This window comes from Spirosoma arboris (assembly GCF_009754945.1).
Taxonomy (GTDB): domain Bacteria; phylum Bacteroidota; class Bacteroidia; order Cytophagales; family Spirosomataceae; genus Spirosoma; species Spirosoma arboris.
In genome coordinates this window covers 16,122-31,655 of the sequence record NZ_WPIN01000015.1, presented here as the reverse complement: position 1 = coordinate 31,655, position 15,534 = coordinate 16,122, and the positions used below count along the sequence as shown (strand labels likewise).

13 protein-coding genes are annotated in these 15,534 nt (G+C 52.1%); all 13 read right to left on the bottom strand.

Features of this window, described 5'->3' with window-relative positions; translation table 11 throughout:
• Positions 1-70: 70 nt before the first annotated feature.
• The 13 genes from GO755_RS29675 to GO755_RS29615 all read right to left on the bottom strand — a co-directional run bounded on the left by GO755_RS29675 (position 71) and on the right by GO755_RS29615 (position 15,510).
• Positions 71-928 carry a hypothetical protein gene (locus tag GO755_RS29675; protein ID WP_157589065.1) on the bottom strand — a complete coding sequence of 286 codons (858 nt, stop codon included), beginning with the start codon at positions 926-928 and terminating at the stop codon, positions 71-73.
• A 12-nt stretch (positions 929-940) separates the two neighbouring features.
• The gene (locus tag GO755_RS29670) at positions 941-4,435 is read right to left on the bottom strand and encodes a hypothetical protein (RefSeq protein WP_157589064.1); all 3,495 of its coding nucleotides are present in this window, start codon (positions 4,433-4,435) and stop codon (positions 941-943) included.
• A gap of 12 nt (positions 4,436-4,447) precedes the next feature.
• Complete coding sequence (locus GO755_RS29665; RefSeq protein WP_157589063.1) at positions 4,448-5,035, bottom strand: hypothetical protein; 588 nt, start codon at positions 5,033-5,035, stop codon at positions 4,448-4,450.
• Positions 5,032-6,840, bottom strand: a complete 1,809-nt coding sequence (locus GO755_RS29660; protein WP_157589062.1) for a hypothetical protein — start codon at positions 6,838-6,840, stop codon at positions 5,032-5,034. Before GO755_RS29660 ends, GO755_RS29665 begins: the two co-directional genes overlap by 4 nt.
• A 4-nt stretch (positions 6,841-6,844) precedes the next feature.
• Positions 6,845-7,498 (bottom strand): hypothetical protein, encoded by a 654-nt coding sequence (locus tag GO755_RS29655; RefSeq protein WP_157589061.1) that lies wholly within the window; start codon positions 7,496-7,498, stop codon positions 6,845-6,847.
• A 2-nt stretch (positions 7,499-7,500) separates the two neighbouring features.
• The gene (locus GO755_RS29650; RefSeq protein ID WP_157589060.1) at positions 7,501-8,910 is read right to left on the bottom strand and encodes a hypothetical protein; all 1,410 of its coding nucleotides are present in this window, start codon (positions 8,908-8,910) and stop codon (positions 7,501-7,503) included.
• Positions 8,903-9,907 (bottom strand): carboxypeptidase-like regulatory domain-containing protein, encoded by a 1,005-nt coding sequence (locus GO755_RS29645; RefSeq protein ID WP_157589059.1) that lies wholly within the window; start codon positions 9,905-9,907, stop codon positions 8,903-8,905. Before GO755_RS29645 ends, GO755_RS29650 begins: the two co-directional genes overlap by 8 nt.
• Positions 9,908-9,922: 15 nt before the next feature.
• Positions 9,923-10,465, bottom strand: a complete 543-nt coding sequence (locus tag GO755_RS29640; protein ID WP_157589058.1) for a DUF6712 family protein — start codon at positions 10,463-10,465, stop codon at positions 9,923-9,925.
• Positions 10,431-11,618, bottom strand: coding sequence for a hypothetical protein (locus GO755_RS29635; protein WP_157589057.1), 1,188 nt, complete (start codon positions 11,616-11,618; stop codon positions 10,431-10,433). Before GO755_RS29635 ends, GO755_RS29640 begins: the two co-directional genes overlap by 35 nt.
• A gap of 47 nt (positions 11,619-11,665) precedes the next feature.
• Positions 11,666-12,466, bottom strand: coding sequence for a hypothetical protein (locus GO755_RS29630; protein ID WP_157589056.1), 801 nt, complete (start codon positions 12,464-12,466; stop codon positions 11,666-11,668).
• A complete protein-coding gene (locus GO755_RS29625) occupies positions 12,466-13,038 on the bottom strand; it encodes a hypothetical protein (RefSeq protein WP_157589055.1) in 573 nt (190 codons plus the stop codon). The genes GO755_RS29630 and GO755_RS29625 overlap by 1 nt, the downstream gene beginning before the upstream one ends.
• A gap of 68 nt (positions 13,039-13,106) precedes the next feature.
• On the bottom strand, positions 13,107-14,171 hold the full coding sequence (locus GO755_RS29620) for a hypothetical protein (protein WP_157589054.1): 1,065 nt from the start codon (positions 14,169-14,171) through the stop codon (positions 13,107-13,109).
• Positions 14,172-14,274: 103 nt separating this feature from the next.
• On the bottom strand, positions 14,275-15,510 hold the full coding sequence (locus GO755_RS29615) for a Clp protease ClpP (protein ID WP_157589053.1): 1,236 nt from the start codon (positions 15,508-15,510) through the stop codon (positions 14,275-14,277).
• Positions 15,511-15,534: the final 24 nt, after the last annotated feature.

Sequence of the window (15,534 nt, the reverse complement as noted above, 5' to 3'; positions counted from 1 at the left end):
GACTTATCTTAGTGCTAATGTTTAATTAGGAAAATTCACGAATCCCGGTCGGTCTTGCTGATCGGGATTTTTACGCCAGCGTCGATGGTGCCGTGAACGTATCACCCGTAAACCGTCCGCCCGTGGCCAGTTGATTATTATAGTAAGCAAGTTCAATCGCATCCATTTGGGCGTAAGTCAAACCTGCGACGGTCAGATCGACTATGTGACTCCACCCTAATGCCCAACTTGGGGCCTGATTCGCTACGAATTCCCCCCAGTTATTATTCGAGCCCCATTTAATTAAGTTCGTCGGCGAAGCCAGGGTACCTGTAACGCCTTTGCCCGCGACATTTCGGAAGAAATAGCCTGGTGCCATAGGAACTGACGGACTGTTTCGTACGCCTGATTGACCCGCTGCGGTTGTGCTTGTCTGCTGAAACCTGACGATATTATTAACCGAATACTGAGAGCTGGTCAACCCCATATAAATATGATTGGCATTAAGGGGAGCCCGGCTTATATAACCGGCATGTGAATAATAAAAATCATGGGTAGGATTGGCCACTATATAGGCCGCAATAGCCGCTTGTGCGATTTGGTAAACCGCCGTCGCCGTGTTAGCGGTTTGACTGACAATCCCATGAAGTAGCTTTTTGGGTGTCAGCTCAAAAAGTGACACGTTAGCGCCGAAGTTGTTTGTGACAGTGGCCGATAAAGATGCCTGTGTCCCTGAACCTAAAATTGCGGCTGCTTCTTCCCAGGCAATATTCGGAATTACACCGCCACTGGCAGGGACGGCACTTAGTCCTAAAAGACTGTGAGAAGGGTCAATAAGGAGTAAAGAGCCCACTGTTAAACGAGAATCTTTACGTAAAATAGGCCATGCAGGATCGGGATTAACGATTTCCGCATCAGTTTGCATGAACTTGCCGGGTAATGAAGCCATTGGATTTTGAGTTTAATATTTTTGAGTTGTAAGCCAATTTTGAATCGCAGTTGCATAGAGCGTGCGAACGGTAGAAAGGGTATGAATTCGGTCGTAAGTATAGGTCGTCCAGGTACCCGACACGTTGACCACTAGATTGCCTGTTGTCGTCAGGTAATAATCGAAATTGCTGCCGCCCGTTGGAGTCGCGTCCGAATAGCCTTGGAAATTAAGTTGCGCGGCTGTGAAGGGTGCGGCTGTCCAATCGAACCAGTACGAAAACGGAAGAACCCCATATGTACTTGCGACGGCTGCTTCGGTCATACCCGGGAATGTCGGGTCAATGGTTGTGCGGCCTACTGCACTAGATAAGAGCACCTGATAGGTACTAATCCAGCTACCCGAAACAACACTGTCCAGGTAGGTTTCAATGTTGTAAATGGCATTGGTTGAACTCTTCTGAAACCGGCCTTCCTGGGCATCAATCACGAGCCGAGTGCCGTTGTAGAGCGCATTTCGCTGACCCAAGACACCTAAGAATAGGAACCGCCGATCCCGTGCGCCGGTCATATTGATTCCTTCCTCGACGGCCTTTTTGTATTGAGCTAAATCACTCGTGTTATTCTGACCGTGATACCACAGGTGAATCCAGCCTTTATACGGATCGCCATTGAGGATGTGGTATTTTTGCATCGAAAGAATTTGTTCCGACGTACCTCCACCAAAAGCATTTAAGGCAAAGGTTCTAGGCGCTACCAGCGCGGCCAATGATAGTAGATTAGCCCCCATACTGTCTGTATAGGCGACTAGCGACCCTATACTTGCTTTCTGGCTATAGGCACTCCGTCCCTGCGCGGTTACCTGCACACGGGTGGCCGAAACATCAGCCCGACGCACTTCGTATTCGTCAGCAAATGCTGCACAGTTGAAAGAAAAGAAGGAGCCGGCGGCAATAGCTGTGATGATTTCAGACGTTACTTTGTGCCACGTACCTAATATCCGAATAAGCATATCCCCCCGAACGAACGTTTTTCCATCATAGGTACCTGTCGCGGAAGCGATGTAATAAACGTTTTCGGAAGTAATGGGGCTCGTTAAGGTAGCCGGGTTGAATTCCCCCGCAAAGGCGTACTCACCTGCTTTAAGCTTCGTAAAATAGCGGGTATATGGTCCGCCCTGCGAAGCGATGGCCACACAATAAATAATGTCGCCAACGGCATAAGAGACGCCATCAAATCTACCGGCTGTATCAACCACCCACCAATGACCAATCAGTGCCGTTTCAGTAGGAGCCGGTGCCGCCTTTTTGACAAATTGGGTTCCGTCCCAGATCGTTAAATCGCCACCTACGTAGGATTGGGAATTGATGACAATCGGCGTCCCAACGGTTGCGCGAATGGCGTAATAATCGCCTGCAACAAGGCCAGTCGTAACGGGTGAGCTGCCCGTGGTTCCCTTGTAGACTAATTCCTGAATGGTAGCGGCTGGTGTAAATGTGCCGATATATTTCTCTGCCTTCGTCAAAAGGCCGGACGATCTACGAAATTCAAGCGCTTGCCCCGATGTATTTATCCCCTGCAAAACAGGCGTACGAAACCGAGGGAAACGCATAAAGTTCGCGCCACCAATACCCGTATCCGTGGCGATATCGACAACCTTTCCTCTCAGAAGATTATCATCTTCGACCACAACGCGTTCATTGACGTTGGTACTACCTCCTGCAATCAACGCGTTTTGTACGTCGGTCGTCAGGTTTGCCATCCCGACGACGTTGTTACCTAACGTAAATTCGAACTTTGGCGCATAAAAGGTACCATCTAGTCGAACAGCCCAAAGTATACGTTTTTTAGCATCCAGGAATCCACCAATATAGCCGGTTTCCACGGGCAAGTCCTGCCAGAAATAAGCCTTTACATCTGCCCCTAATTTGGCTAATGTGATCGTACCATCTACCAGCGCTGTACCACCAATGCTACTTACGGCAAACTTAGTCGCCACAAACGAACCATCTGTTTTCGTGCCAAAATAGATACGTTTTTTCGCATCGACCAGGGCAATATTATAGCCCGATTCAGACGGCATGACCTGCCAGAATAGGGATGTCGCATCGGTCCCTAACTTCGCTAGGGGTATGGACGCATCGACCAGCGCAGCCCCACCAATCGAACCTAACCCATACTTGGTAACAGCAAATGATCCGTCGAGCTTAAAGCCAAATAGAATCCGTTTTTTTGCATCCAAAAGACCAACCAGATAGCCAGACTCGGGCGGCAGATTCTGCCAGATCAGACTTTGTACGGTGGTTGATAGGGTATTTATTCCTACTGATCCATTTGACGCTCCACCTCCCTGCGCATATATCTGCCAGTTTTGCGACTCAGTTGCATCGAAACTGGCTCCCGAAAGGCCAGATGTTTTTCGCTCATAGGAGCTTCCACCGACAAAAACCCTGTCGCCTTTGCTATATAAAGTAGCGGCTTGCCAATCGCCTTTATTCCCATCGATAAATACCTGCGCACTAGCCGCTGCATTGACTTCACTTGCATGAGCATTGCCAGCACTAGTATTTGCCTCATTTGCTTTTTGCCCTGCCAGTGTAGCACTGTCTGTTGCAATGCCCTGTTTGGTTGTGACGTCCTGTTGAATTGTATCAATCTGGCCTTTTACTTGGTCAACGTGTGCTTTCGAATCATCAACTGATAGCTTGGCCGTATTGACTGCATTGGTGTTCTGATCAACTTGAATGGATTTGTTATTGACATCGACCTGCTGGGTGTCGATGTTGGATTTAATTCCATCAATCTGGCCTTTTACTTGGTCAACGTGTGCTTTCGAATCATCGACCGATTGTTTGGCCGTATTGACTGTATTCGTATTTTGGGCAACCTGTTGCGACTTCTGATTGACATCGACCTGCTGGGTATCGATATTTTCCTGTATTGAATCGATATGGTCTACGGCCGTGCCTATATATTGAGTTGTCTCTGAGAAATACCCAGAGAGCTGCTCATTCGATTCAGTTGCAATATTGGCTTGCTGCTGGGAGCGATCGGCTTCAGACTCAGAGCGATTAGCTTGCGTTTCTGAATCTTGAGCAAAGCTTTGTGCAGCATTACGAGCCTCCAGGGCCAGAAAGTCCGTCGTATAAGGTACTTCGACTTCTACTCCCTCCTGATTGACAATCAATACGGTGCCTGACTGTTCCGCTTTTCCAAGCGATGTATTCCGAGTTGTAACGACAGGCCCAGCCCATTTGACTACACCATCAAACAGGATCTTGTGAAATGCCTGTTCCGGTAGTTTCCAGGGCGTATCATATTCAAGTGTGATTTCGCGTCCTGAGATTGACGCATTAGGCTGTACACTGTCGCCTAGCTTTGCCCCATCGGCATCTGCGTAAACAAACGTGGTGACTCCAGTGGGCAGCACAAATCCTACTGGCAATGTCAAGACTTTTCGCCAGGGATTATCCCGAAAAATTTCAAGTCGTAGCGTCGAGACCTGATCGCTTAATATATTGGTAGTCATACAAGTTGCTGATTACGCGCCAGCCGCGCGCGTGATGGTAAACGACATAACCGTATACGGCATCGTACCTGAATCGAGGACGAAGGTGATCGTGTTGTTACCCGCCAGCAGGCTTAGTGTGCCCGTTACGGTTCGTGTGCCACCGGTAGCGGCTTCCAACGTCACCGTCTTCTGGTCAACGCCATTCACCTTGATACCGGCCACTCCAGACCCTGAACTTAGGGTCGTCTTGTAGGTGAATGAAAAGTTATAATTTGTATCGGTCTTCGGTAAGCCCGTAAAAGGCGCGTCGGTACTCGTTGGTGTTGTGCCCGAGCTGGCGGCATAGATGTAGCGATCCAGAGGACCTGTGAATGTTTGTGAATACGCAGAAAAACCAGGGGGTGACGGTTCCACTAACGGCGGCACGGTACCAGGCGAAAGCGTCGCTCCATTTTCCAGGGTGATCGTGAACACGCCCGCTTCAATATCAGCCTCCAGTCGGGCCTCTCCATCCGCAGTCAAGGGATAGAGTATAATGTCCCGCTGCATGGTACCATTGTAAATATTGGTATTGGCGTTATTGAAAAAATGAACGGATTGGGTGGCGATGTTGCTCATTGGTTGATGCGGCCTCCGTAGCCGGGTTTGAATTCACTGGCAATAATCGACTGGGCAATAATGGTCTGGTTGGTGACGCCGTTGGGAAACAGACACTCAAACAAAAACACCTGTGGCCCTTTGTAGGTACACTGAATCCGCATATTGCCCGAAAGGCCCGGAATCTGAATGACATCGGTACGGGTCGTGTCACTATCCTGCCCGAAGCCGATCAGCCCCAGCACGGCCGTGCCTTCCGAGGTCGTTTTGTGCCGGGTAGCCGCGCACGGCTTGTTCTGATTCCAGGCACTCACCCCGTTCAGGCGTTGAAAGTCACCCGTGTTGCCTACTTTGATATCGATATCGGTCGTCAGCGTGCTGTTGGCGATCTTGTCCAGAATGGTTTCCATGTCGCGCCGGGCCGCCCACAATTGGCTATGGGTGTGCCACGCATGGTTCAGGTAGGCAATCGAGTCCTTATTGTAGATAATGCCCTGGTTGGGCGCCCCGGCCGCGTAAAACACGTGAAAGCCCGACTTCTCGCGTTCCCCTTCCAGGAAGTGATAGGTCTTGTACATGTTCTCCATACTGACGGGCGTAATCCAGACTTTGGGTGAGCCGCCATCCAAAAACGTTCCCGACAAACCGAATCCATTGGGCACACGGGAAAAATTACCTTCGTAGTGCAATTCCGTCATGCGAATGGACGGAATGGGATTGCCCCCATTCACATCGGCCAGCCGCTTCTGAACCCCCAGCCAGTGGCCGATTTCACGCGCCACAATGTTCCCATCGCTCATGTGCGCGTAGAGGTCAGGGTAATTCGTGTGGGTATGGTAGGGGTGAGCGCTGTTCTCGAAAATAGAAGCATCGACGTACACCCCGTCGTAGAGGAAGCCGAAGTAGTAAAAATAATCGAGGTTGACCGTCTGTTTCTTCCAGAAACTGCCGTTCATGTTCGTGTAAGTACGACCATTCAGCACGATCGTGCCGTTACTGCCGCCAACATTATTTAGGTTGATATCGGCCTCATCCAGGAACCGGGTATTGCTGGTCAGGGTCTGATCGCCCGGATCGCCCTGGTAGGGTGTTGAGCCAAAACAGCGGTCGGCTCCACCCCGGCCCGCTACGTCGAGCATGATCGCAAAGCGGTTCGACCGGCGAACCGCTACCTCCTGAGCTTGCAGGCCCGGATTGGCGAACAACTCTTCGACGGTCATACTGCCCGGCTGCGACTCCATCTGGATACGCACACCCTTGATTTCGGGCCAGGGTGGGTAATGGCCAATATTGCCCGCTCCACTGTCATCACCATGGTAGAAGCGCTGCCAGTAGTTATTGGTTTCGATGTTGGCCGTCCAGATTACGCCCGCTGGCCAGGCATTAATCATATTGATGCACCCCTGCTCAAAATCAACCACGCTCATGGCCCACCACCAGAACCCTTCCCCAGGCAGGCTGCTTTGGGTCTGATAGACAAACTTTTTGCCATCCGGCAGGTCCGAAAAGCGGGAACCCGCCGACTCGTTGCTACTCCACTGGGAAATACGGCCGGCACCGGCACTCAGCCAGGCTGCGTGCTTTTTCTCGTCTTCGCGGGCATCGGAGGAGAAAAAAAACAGGGATTTAGACCCGCCAATGTCCACCAGGTTCAGGGTTCGCTTGGCTGCTTCCGGCGTGTAGAGCTTACCCACCCGACTGGCCAGGTAAGCCGGGGTTGTGCCCGTTGGGGCCACCGTTGTCGGCGTTCCTTCAAATACCTCCTGCCCCGTTTCGGGGTAATAGGTGGTTACCCCATCCTTTTTTCGAATCTCGTATCGTGCCATCGGGTTAAGTCGTTAAGTAGCCTGCCAGTACACCACGGCTATCGTAATGCTGTTCATCCACTGGCGTAGTGGGCGTCGTCGGCGTGGTTGGGGTTGTACCGCCCGACCCGGCAAAGAGCTGATAAAAGGGAGCGGTAGCGGTGAGCGTGACACTAAACGACAAAAACTTACCATCTTCGTCGATCCACTGCACCACGTAATTGCCACTCGGTACGGCCAGAAAATAGGAACCATAGGGCATCGAACCCGCGAACAGGCCCGTGCGCGGATACGGACCGTCCAGGGTCGTCATCGTCTTTAGCCCATCCGCGTAAGCCGGTGTGCCCTCGGCGGCAATCAGCTTAATTTTCAGGGTGCCCGTGCCATCGGCATACAGCGAGAGTGTATTGTCCGGATTGCGGGCGATGTAGAGCTTTTTGAGCTTGGCCGAACCAGTCCCTGAGCAGGCCTGAGCCGACCAGCCGAGTACCGAATCGGGTGCGCTCGTTGTGCTCAGGGCTATTTTCTGCTCAGGGGAGAGGCTATAAAACGCAGCATCATCCGCATCACAGCTGCCACCGCTGGCCCGAAGAAAATAATACAGGGTATCTTTCGGTACGCCATCCACCCCGGCGATGGTGTTCGCCCACACCAGATATGTTCGTCGTGTAGTTGCCATGGTTAGCTGGGATAAAATTGGGTGATGGGGACATTGCCCGATGAAGGCAGAGCGGGCAGGGTAAAGACCAGCAAATCGGTCGTTGTGCCCACTTTTCGTACATACAGTTTGTTTACGCTCGTGCTGCCGGCGTTGTAGATGGATGTGCGCTTGGTGGCCCCATTGGCATAGCTGCCCGTATTCAAACCATTATAGGATGACTTGGGGAGCACAAACGCCGGTGGTCCGGTCACTTCGGTGGCGATCTCAATATCACCCGTTCCCGAAATCTTGAAATACAGGTCCAGATTAGAGGCCGTCGTCGGCGGATTGTTTTTCTGCCAGGCATAATAAGCGGCCACAATGATCAGCGCACTGCTGGTAATGGTGACGGGAAGTGAAACCGTTGTACTACCGACGGTAGCCGTTACCTGAATCGGTTGATCGGATGAGCCTGCGTAGGCTGTCGCATCCAAAACACCGTTACCCGTACCAATGACTACGCCCGCCAGGGTCGTATTGAGGCCAAACACCACCGCTCCAAGGCTGCCCGAATAGCTACGCCAGGTCGCATCGGAAAGCTCTTCTTCGAGGTGATACGTTTTAGTTTCCCTGGCAATGGTGGCTGCTCCCACCACCCGGTAATTACCGTTCGGCGTGGCCGTGATGGTCCCCTGCCATTCGCTGTTGGGCGCAGACGCCCGGACGGCATCGGGCAGATTTTCAATGAAATGACCAAAGATGATGAAGTTGGGGGCCACACTGGTCGGTGGTGGCTCCGTCGTACCGGCCCCCTTGTAGAGCCGTTTAGTTGCCGGATCAATGCCCACGTTGATCAGCGTAACTCCAGGTGGTGGATCGGTAAGGTTTACCAGGACACCCCCGTCGAACTCGGGTTCAATATCAGTTACTTTTCCGTTGGTTAAAATATCCTGAAGGGTTTTCCCCGATATCAGCTCCGCAACTTTAGTAATGATTAGGCCAACCAGATAAGCCGTTACATAGGCATTATTGTCGGCTAGATCATTGATCATCTCAATAGTAGCCTTAGGCGGAGCGACACCCCCGCCTTCATTTACTTCATTGATGCGCTGGGTAACGTACTCCTTCAGAGCATTAGCCAGAACAGGCAGATTTGGCCCATCAACCCCTAATTTTGAAAGTGAATCAATAACAGGATCAATCCATTTTTCGGGTGCCGATTCCGGTGAATCCCCGGCATTCGTATTCCCAAAAGCTGTAACGATCCGGCCCTGCCAGATGGCCTCTTCTCCATCCAGATACGCCCGACCCGATTCCCAGTCCATGGGAACCGTGTCGATAATGTCATCATACAACTGCCCGATTTTAAGCGCGGTATTCGCACCCAAAATGGTTTCTTCGGCAACAGTCTCGGCGCGGTCTTTGAGATTTGTTCGGGTCTGTTTAGCCATAGATGTAGCGAATTTTTAGCGGCTTGGTTTGAACCACGCCGGCTAGTGTGACCGTGAGTAATGCATAATGCGCTCCGGCAACTGGTTCTGGAATCCGTATTCTGGCCACCTTCCCGGAGCTAAACGCTTCGTTTGGCAGCACTACGCCCACATTGGTAAACGCCTGCTGGTTGATATCCAGAAAGTGCGTGATCAGCTCATAGGCGTCCTCGCTCGGTATGGGCAGCCAGATCATGGCATCGGCGTAATGACCCGTAAATACGGGCAATTCTTCCCAGGGCGTCAGCCAGTCGGCCAGTCCGTCAATATTGGTAAAACTGGTCAGGTCATTGATCGAATCCGAAGGAAACGCGTTAGCCGACCAGATCGTAAAGCCTTCATTGATGCTAACGCTGCCCGTTTCGGTCAGGCTGGCCAGATCAATGCTGAAGTTTTTTGAAAAATCCGCGTCGGCGATGGCCAGTACACCATCCCCTACCAAATGTGGCAGAGGTTCAAGCTCAAGCCGGGCCTGCAGATTCAACCGGGCCTGACCATTGATGACGGGTACCTCCATGACCGATGTCGAATCGTCGCTGGTCACCGTCGCTTCAATGTATTCCCAGGCGGCCGACGGCGAAACAGCTGGTACCAGAAACTCAACCGGTGCCATGGGTGAGACGTAACCCGATTCCGGTTCGGTAATCTCCACGGAGACACTGGTTGGTAGCGCCAACAGCGTAAAATTGAAGTTACCCAGCCCCGTGAAGGTGTTCGCCGTGGCTTTGGTCTGACCGGTATAGCCTGAGGCCGAGACTATAATCGAGTAAATACCCGCCGTCAGGCCGGGAGCAACCAGATAAAAGCGGGTAAACAGGCCGTTTGCGTCGGTATAGACCGGCGAGGCTCCAAAACGAGTAGCCGTTATATCGGTTCCATCGGGCGCCAATAGCCGAATCGCCACACCCGACAGGGGCTGGCTTGCGCTATTGGTGACAAAAACCTGAAAAACAGCCATTTTAGTCGTTCGTTATTACCAGCAATCTGATTTAGCCCGTGTTTTTCCGCCCGACGAGCTAATGCGGGCCTCACCAGAGTAAGCCGACGGCACGCAGCTTTGCCGCTGTTCATCCAGGTATTTGGTGATCAGAACTGCCCGGGCATTGGCTTTATCGCGGTAGTTGCGATAGAGCTGCGTGCGCTGGGTATCCGACAAACTGCTCGAACTCTCCCGTTCCTTGACTACCATACCCGTATTGGTGGCCTGCACATCACCGCCAAAGGCGTATTCTGCGTAAGCCGCATAGACCAGGTATGGCACTACTTTTTTATAGAGCGTTTCCAGTGGATCGACTGCGACCTCTTCATCCGGATCATCGGGTGGGGCTACGATACCGTATTGATTCGTATCCAGCCAGGCTTTCAAGGCCGCTAGTTTATCACCCAGCAACGCCGGTAGCGCGATCTCTTCCAGATCCAGAATAAACGGCTCGAAAACACTCAGGTCGAAATTATGCGGTAGCTTGACGCGTCCCTGAAAACTAGCCCGATTGAGCCACGGAGTCGGTTGTTCCATTTGCGGTTCCTAATCCATTAGGAAAATAATTCAGGTTTTCAATGTGGAAATCCAGATTAGGGATCGGGTCTTTCCAGAATGAAAACAGATACTCAAAAATCTCCTGAAGCCGGCGCTGGTAGGGGTTGACCATCTGATACATCAGGTTGCTGGCCACGACCACTTCCTGTCCCGTCGGTGCAATACCCCCCTGTTTGCGAATACCCACGATTTCGTTCGGTGTCCGCATCGCCCGGGTGATCATCGTTTCCGCCCATTCGGACGTGTACTTAAATCGCTCGGCAAGCTGTACCCCACTGATGGCATCGAAACGAGTCGCCTGCAGGTCGGCAATATTTTTGAACCGGTGCACCATTACCCGAGCCGCATTCTCTGCCCCCTGATTATCGCTCAGCTGGTATTCGATGCTTTTGGGGTCTAAATACGGATCATACTCAGGCACCATCTGCGCCGGATCAGAGACGATGCTCAGAATACCCGACACGTTAAAGCCGTTGACAATCGTATTCCAGTTGAACAGATCCAGTTGGCCTTCGGCTTCGATGGCCCGAATCGCGGGCAGGTAACTGGGATTATGGTAATACCCGTCACCCGGCGCCCAGAACGGTTCATACAAAATCTGTCCCTGGTACTGCTCGATACCCCCCGCAGCGATTATCTGAGCCTGTACGACTTCCGGGTCTGGATTAAAGAGCGGAAGTTTGGTGAACAGGTTCTTTTTCGACTGGTTATAGCCCCCATCGAGATAGGGGCAGATAGCAGCTTCGGAAATGATCCCCATTTCGTCGGGCTCACACAACCGGATGAATTCAAACGGAATTGGCTTGATGCTGGCAATTCGGCCTAATCCATTATAGCCAATGTGCAGCACGATCGTCTCGAAGTAGCTAATCGTATTGGCCTGGTTGTTGAGTACTTTATCGAGCGTCAGGCCTGACCGGTGAACGATCAGCTTAGAGGTCAAAACGTCTTTAAAGCCGTTCCCCTGAATAAACTGGGCTCTGGCCCCCAGACACGCCCGGGCCGTTACGCTATCTGAGGTTACATCCAGCAGCTGCTGCGGAAATAGATTGCCTTCACCAAAAGCCAGGAGTCCTCGTAAGGCAGACTTCCTGACCGTGACTCTTTTGGCTTTTGGTGGGGCAACCTGCATGGTGTGGATAAAAACAGTACGCTATTAGACTACTAGGATGGCTACTACTAGACCTGACTTTGATCAATGACCTGCTGGGCCGCATCCGCTGCGGGACTTCCTTTCGACTCAGCTGGGCTTCCCTCACCCGCTGGTGTTGCCGATGGCTCACCACTAACCTCTACTGTGCTGACATTCGCCGGATCAGGCGTGACGGCTGGGGTAACCGGTGCAGCTGGTGTTACCGGCGGAGCGGTCTTCAACCTGGTCAACTCGTTCGTTGTTCTGGTCAGTTGACCTTTCAGGACCCGATTGTCTTCCTTGAGTTTTTTATTCTCATCGACAAGCGTATCGTGCGCTTTCTGCAGGTCAGCTAGTTTTTGATCCGTTTCCGAACCCGCTTTTTCTTCATTTGAACCACTAGTTTCCGTTTCGTCAGCTTCTTCATCGTCGGATTCCTGACCGGCCTCGATGGCATCCTGTCGAGTCTGCCACGCTGGATTGATACCAATCAACTGCTTATAATCGGGATGTTTGATCAGGATTTGCTCGGCCCTTTCATCGGTTAGCACCTTACGATCTTCCGAATCCTGACCCTCATTTACATAGACAACTGATTCACCAGGCAGCATCAGAAAGCCCCCCAGAATAATATATTTACGAATTGACTTAGCCACTGGAGTAAGATTTAATAGTTTAAGTTTGTACTCAAAGTGATGCTTGATATCCGACCAGACATTCCCGCAGGTTTTGCAACCAACTGCCCCGATATCGATCAGGTACTGGTTTTTTAGCAGGTTCTTCTCATCGTCTGAGATCTGGCCGGTGGTTAGCCACCGGCTCATGATCTCAATTAGTTGCTCGCTCATTACGCATCAGCCGCTACCAGACCCGCCAGGTATACACGCGTATCGTCGGTACCCGATGTCACGTGCCGTACCGTTTTGGGTAGGTCTACCTCATCAGCGCCCGTCAGCGTGACCACAAACGCGCCCTTGTTATCGTCATTGGGACGATACACGAAGTTGGTTACCTGCATACCGGCACCGACACCCATTGCTTCGAAGTCACCCGACACCCGTTCGTAAATGAGCACCAGGTCTTTTCGGGTAAACAGGGCTTCCATCTCCAGTTTCGTGGCCGGACTGTTCGAGAACAGAACGATGACCATCGTCTGGGGCAGGGTCAGATCAAAATCGGTTCGGTTAAAGCCGACACTGGGATCATTCGAGTAGTTCTTGCCTTCGTAGGCAAAGAGCTTCTGAGAAGTTCCCATCGCAATGGCCGTGAGGATGGTCGTATTGGTCGAATCGAACGTGAACGCAATACTTTGTTCATCCCGCATCCCAATATAGATCAGCTCATTAACCCCCTTGGCGAGCGCCTTCTGGCCACACCGCTTCAGGTTTTGTTTTATTTTCTTTGCGTCACAAACGCCCATGATCGTTGGTGTGGATAGGTACGAACTAACCGCCAGCTTTCGCTAACGGTTAGTTCTATACGTGATGATTAGTAAGCGACCGAAACGTACTTTTCTTCGGCGATCATGGCGGCTAATTTGTACTTCAACCGGCCGTTCCATTTCTCGTCTTTGCGCTCATACCATACCTCCATGGCCGTTGGGTCCGTGGTGTCACCGTCTACCCCAGCCTGGAAGTTATCCTTCACGGTCAGGATCACCCGGTGTGGCATCGTCGTCTTACCGGACAGGTTAAAGTCCGAGTCCAGGAACTGATCGACGATGTCAACAATGATCAACGGCACACCCCGGAACGTCAGTGTTGTCTGGCCATCCTGAAGTTTAGCGTAAGACGACTCCAGGGAATCTTTCGATTCGAGCCAGCTTTCGTACTCTTCATACAGACCACGGTCGACGAACAGCACTTTTTTCGACTTATCGACCTGCTTGAGCACCGTGCTGGCATTGGCAAACACGCTGGCCAGAATTGCATAGGCCCGACCTGAGCCCAGTCCCTGAGAACCAGCCGCATTGCCGTTTTCAGCAATCGCAACCTTTTTGATGGTACCTGCACCAACACCAGCGAAGATGAGCGTCCAGAACCCGTCAATCTGGTTGTAGTTCGGAACGTCACCTGCTCCGTTGGTTAGCTCACCGGCCGTGATGGTCGTCTTGCTCAGCCACAGCATGCGCAAAAAGTCACTGTAAGCCGCCGGCTCCAGCAAATCCAGCATGAACCGTTCGATCTTGGTATTGGTCAGATCCGACTTATCATTGCCAGCTTTCAACTGCGCTTCGTGGATGGTCCCTTTCAGGTCCGTCCAGCACTGATCAACCCACGCTTTTACGTCGACGGGGGCCCAGAACTTCTGCGTCCGGTTCACTGTTGGCGTCGTGACGCCCGTACCGCAGCCGGGATCGACTTTGGTAATTTTGTAAATCGGGTCGGCGAAAATGACCTGCTGGCGGTTTTTAACGCCATAGACCACCTTCATGAAATCTTCGACCCGGCCCGTTTTGATGGCGGGCCGGATCACGTAATCAATCGCCATATCGCCCGAATAGGTAAGCGGAGTACCTGTCAGGAGCGAGGCTTTTACCTTTACGCCTTTCATTTGTGGATAGGAAAAATTTATGGTGTGGATAGAATTGGAATTGGTTTCGGGTGGTACGGCATTCCGGCCGACCTGTGCCCGCGATTCGTTTGCGACAGAATGGCTAGGCCTCCTGACTGGCCCGGTATTCCTCCAGAGTCATACCCAGTCCTTTCGCTGCGCGCTCATCCAGCATGTCCTGGCGCTCCTGCTCGTCTTCATCGGGCACGGCTACGGCGGTCACTTTTTTCTTGACACCTTTGGGAGCAGGGACTTTGGGTTCACCTGATTCTTTGGTTCCCAGCAGCAGCTTCATTTGAGCGGTCACCGTCGCCTGGTTGCGCTCCAGTGCGGTTACTTTGGCCTCCAGCGCAGTCGTTTTCGCCTTTTCATCCGCCAGTTGCTGAGCCAGATCAGGCTCTTCCTCCGATTCTTCTTCGTTCTCGGCCGTAACCGTGGTATCATCCTCGGCCGTGACCGTCGTTTCGTCTTCAGCGTTGACATCCGTGGAGGTACCACCCGTATCGATTTTTTCGATTTTGCCCCCCTTCACCGTGATTTCTACACCGTCAATGGTGTATTTCCCATCAGGAGCAGGCTCCCCATCTTTGGTGACGGTCTGCTCTTCAGCCAGCGTGTCGTCGGCCATGTCAATGGTCAGCTTTTCACCGGTACTCGTCGTAACTTCTTTGGCCACCACCTTGGCACCAGCGAGCAGCGCCATGACAACCGTAGCCAGGCGCTTGGCCTGATTGGTGATAATCTTCATTTTGGGATCTATTTGGGGTTGATTGGTACTCGGGGAAGGAGGAGTATACCGCCGGCTGGCGTAGTACTTGGCCTGAACGGGTTTGGCAATCGCGGTCGCAAATCCATTGTCGAGCGCTTCCTGGGCCGTCATGAACGAATCTTTACTGAGCCATTCGGCGACGGTCTCGGCACTGGCGCCGGTGTGCTCAATGTAGATGGCCGTCATTCGTTCGTTGTAGCTATCGACGAAATCAGCGATCGTCCGCAGCTGATCGGCCGTAGCCGGTCCGTTGGGCTCACCAGCGGCCTGGTGCACCATAAACGCGACTACGTTTTCGTAAATCAGACGAGTAGAGCCGGCCAGAAAGATGATCGTAGCCGCCGAGCAGCACTGACCAATTACGACGGTGGTAATGGGCTTTTCGTACGAGCGAAGCAAATCATAAATGCCTAGCCCCTCGGCGATATCACCCCCACAGCTGTTGATCGTCACCGTGATGTCATCGAACTGACCCGACCAGTTCAATGTATCCCGTACGCCCTGAATGGATGCGGTATAGCTGTAGCTGTTTACCTCGCCATCAATGAAAATACTTGCCGTTTTGCCCACCTCAGAAGTAAAAATTTTCGATGG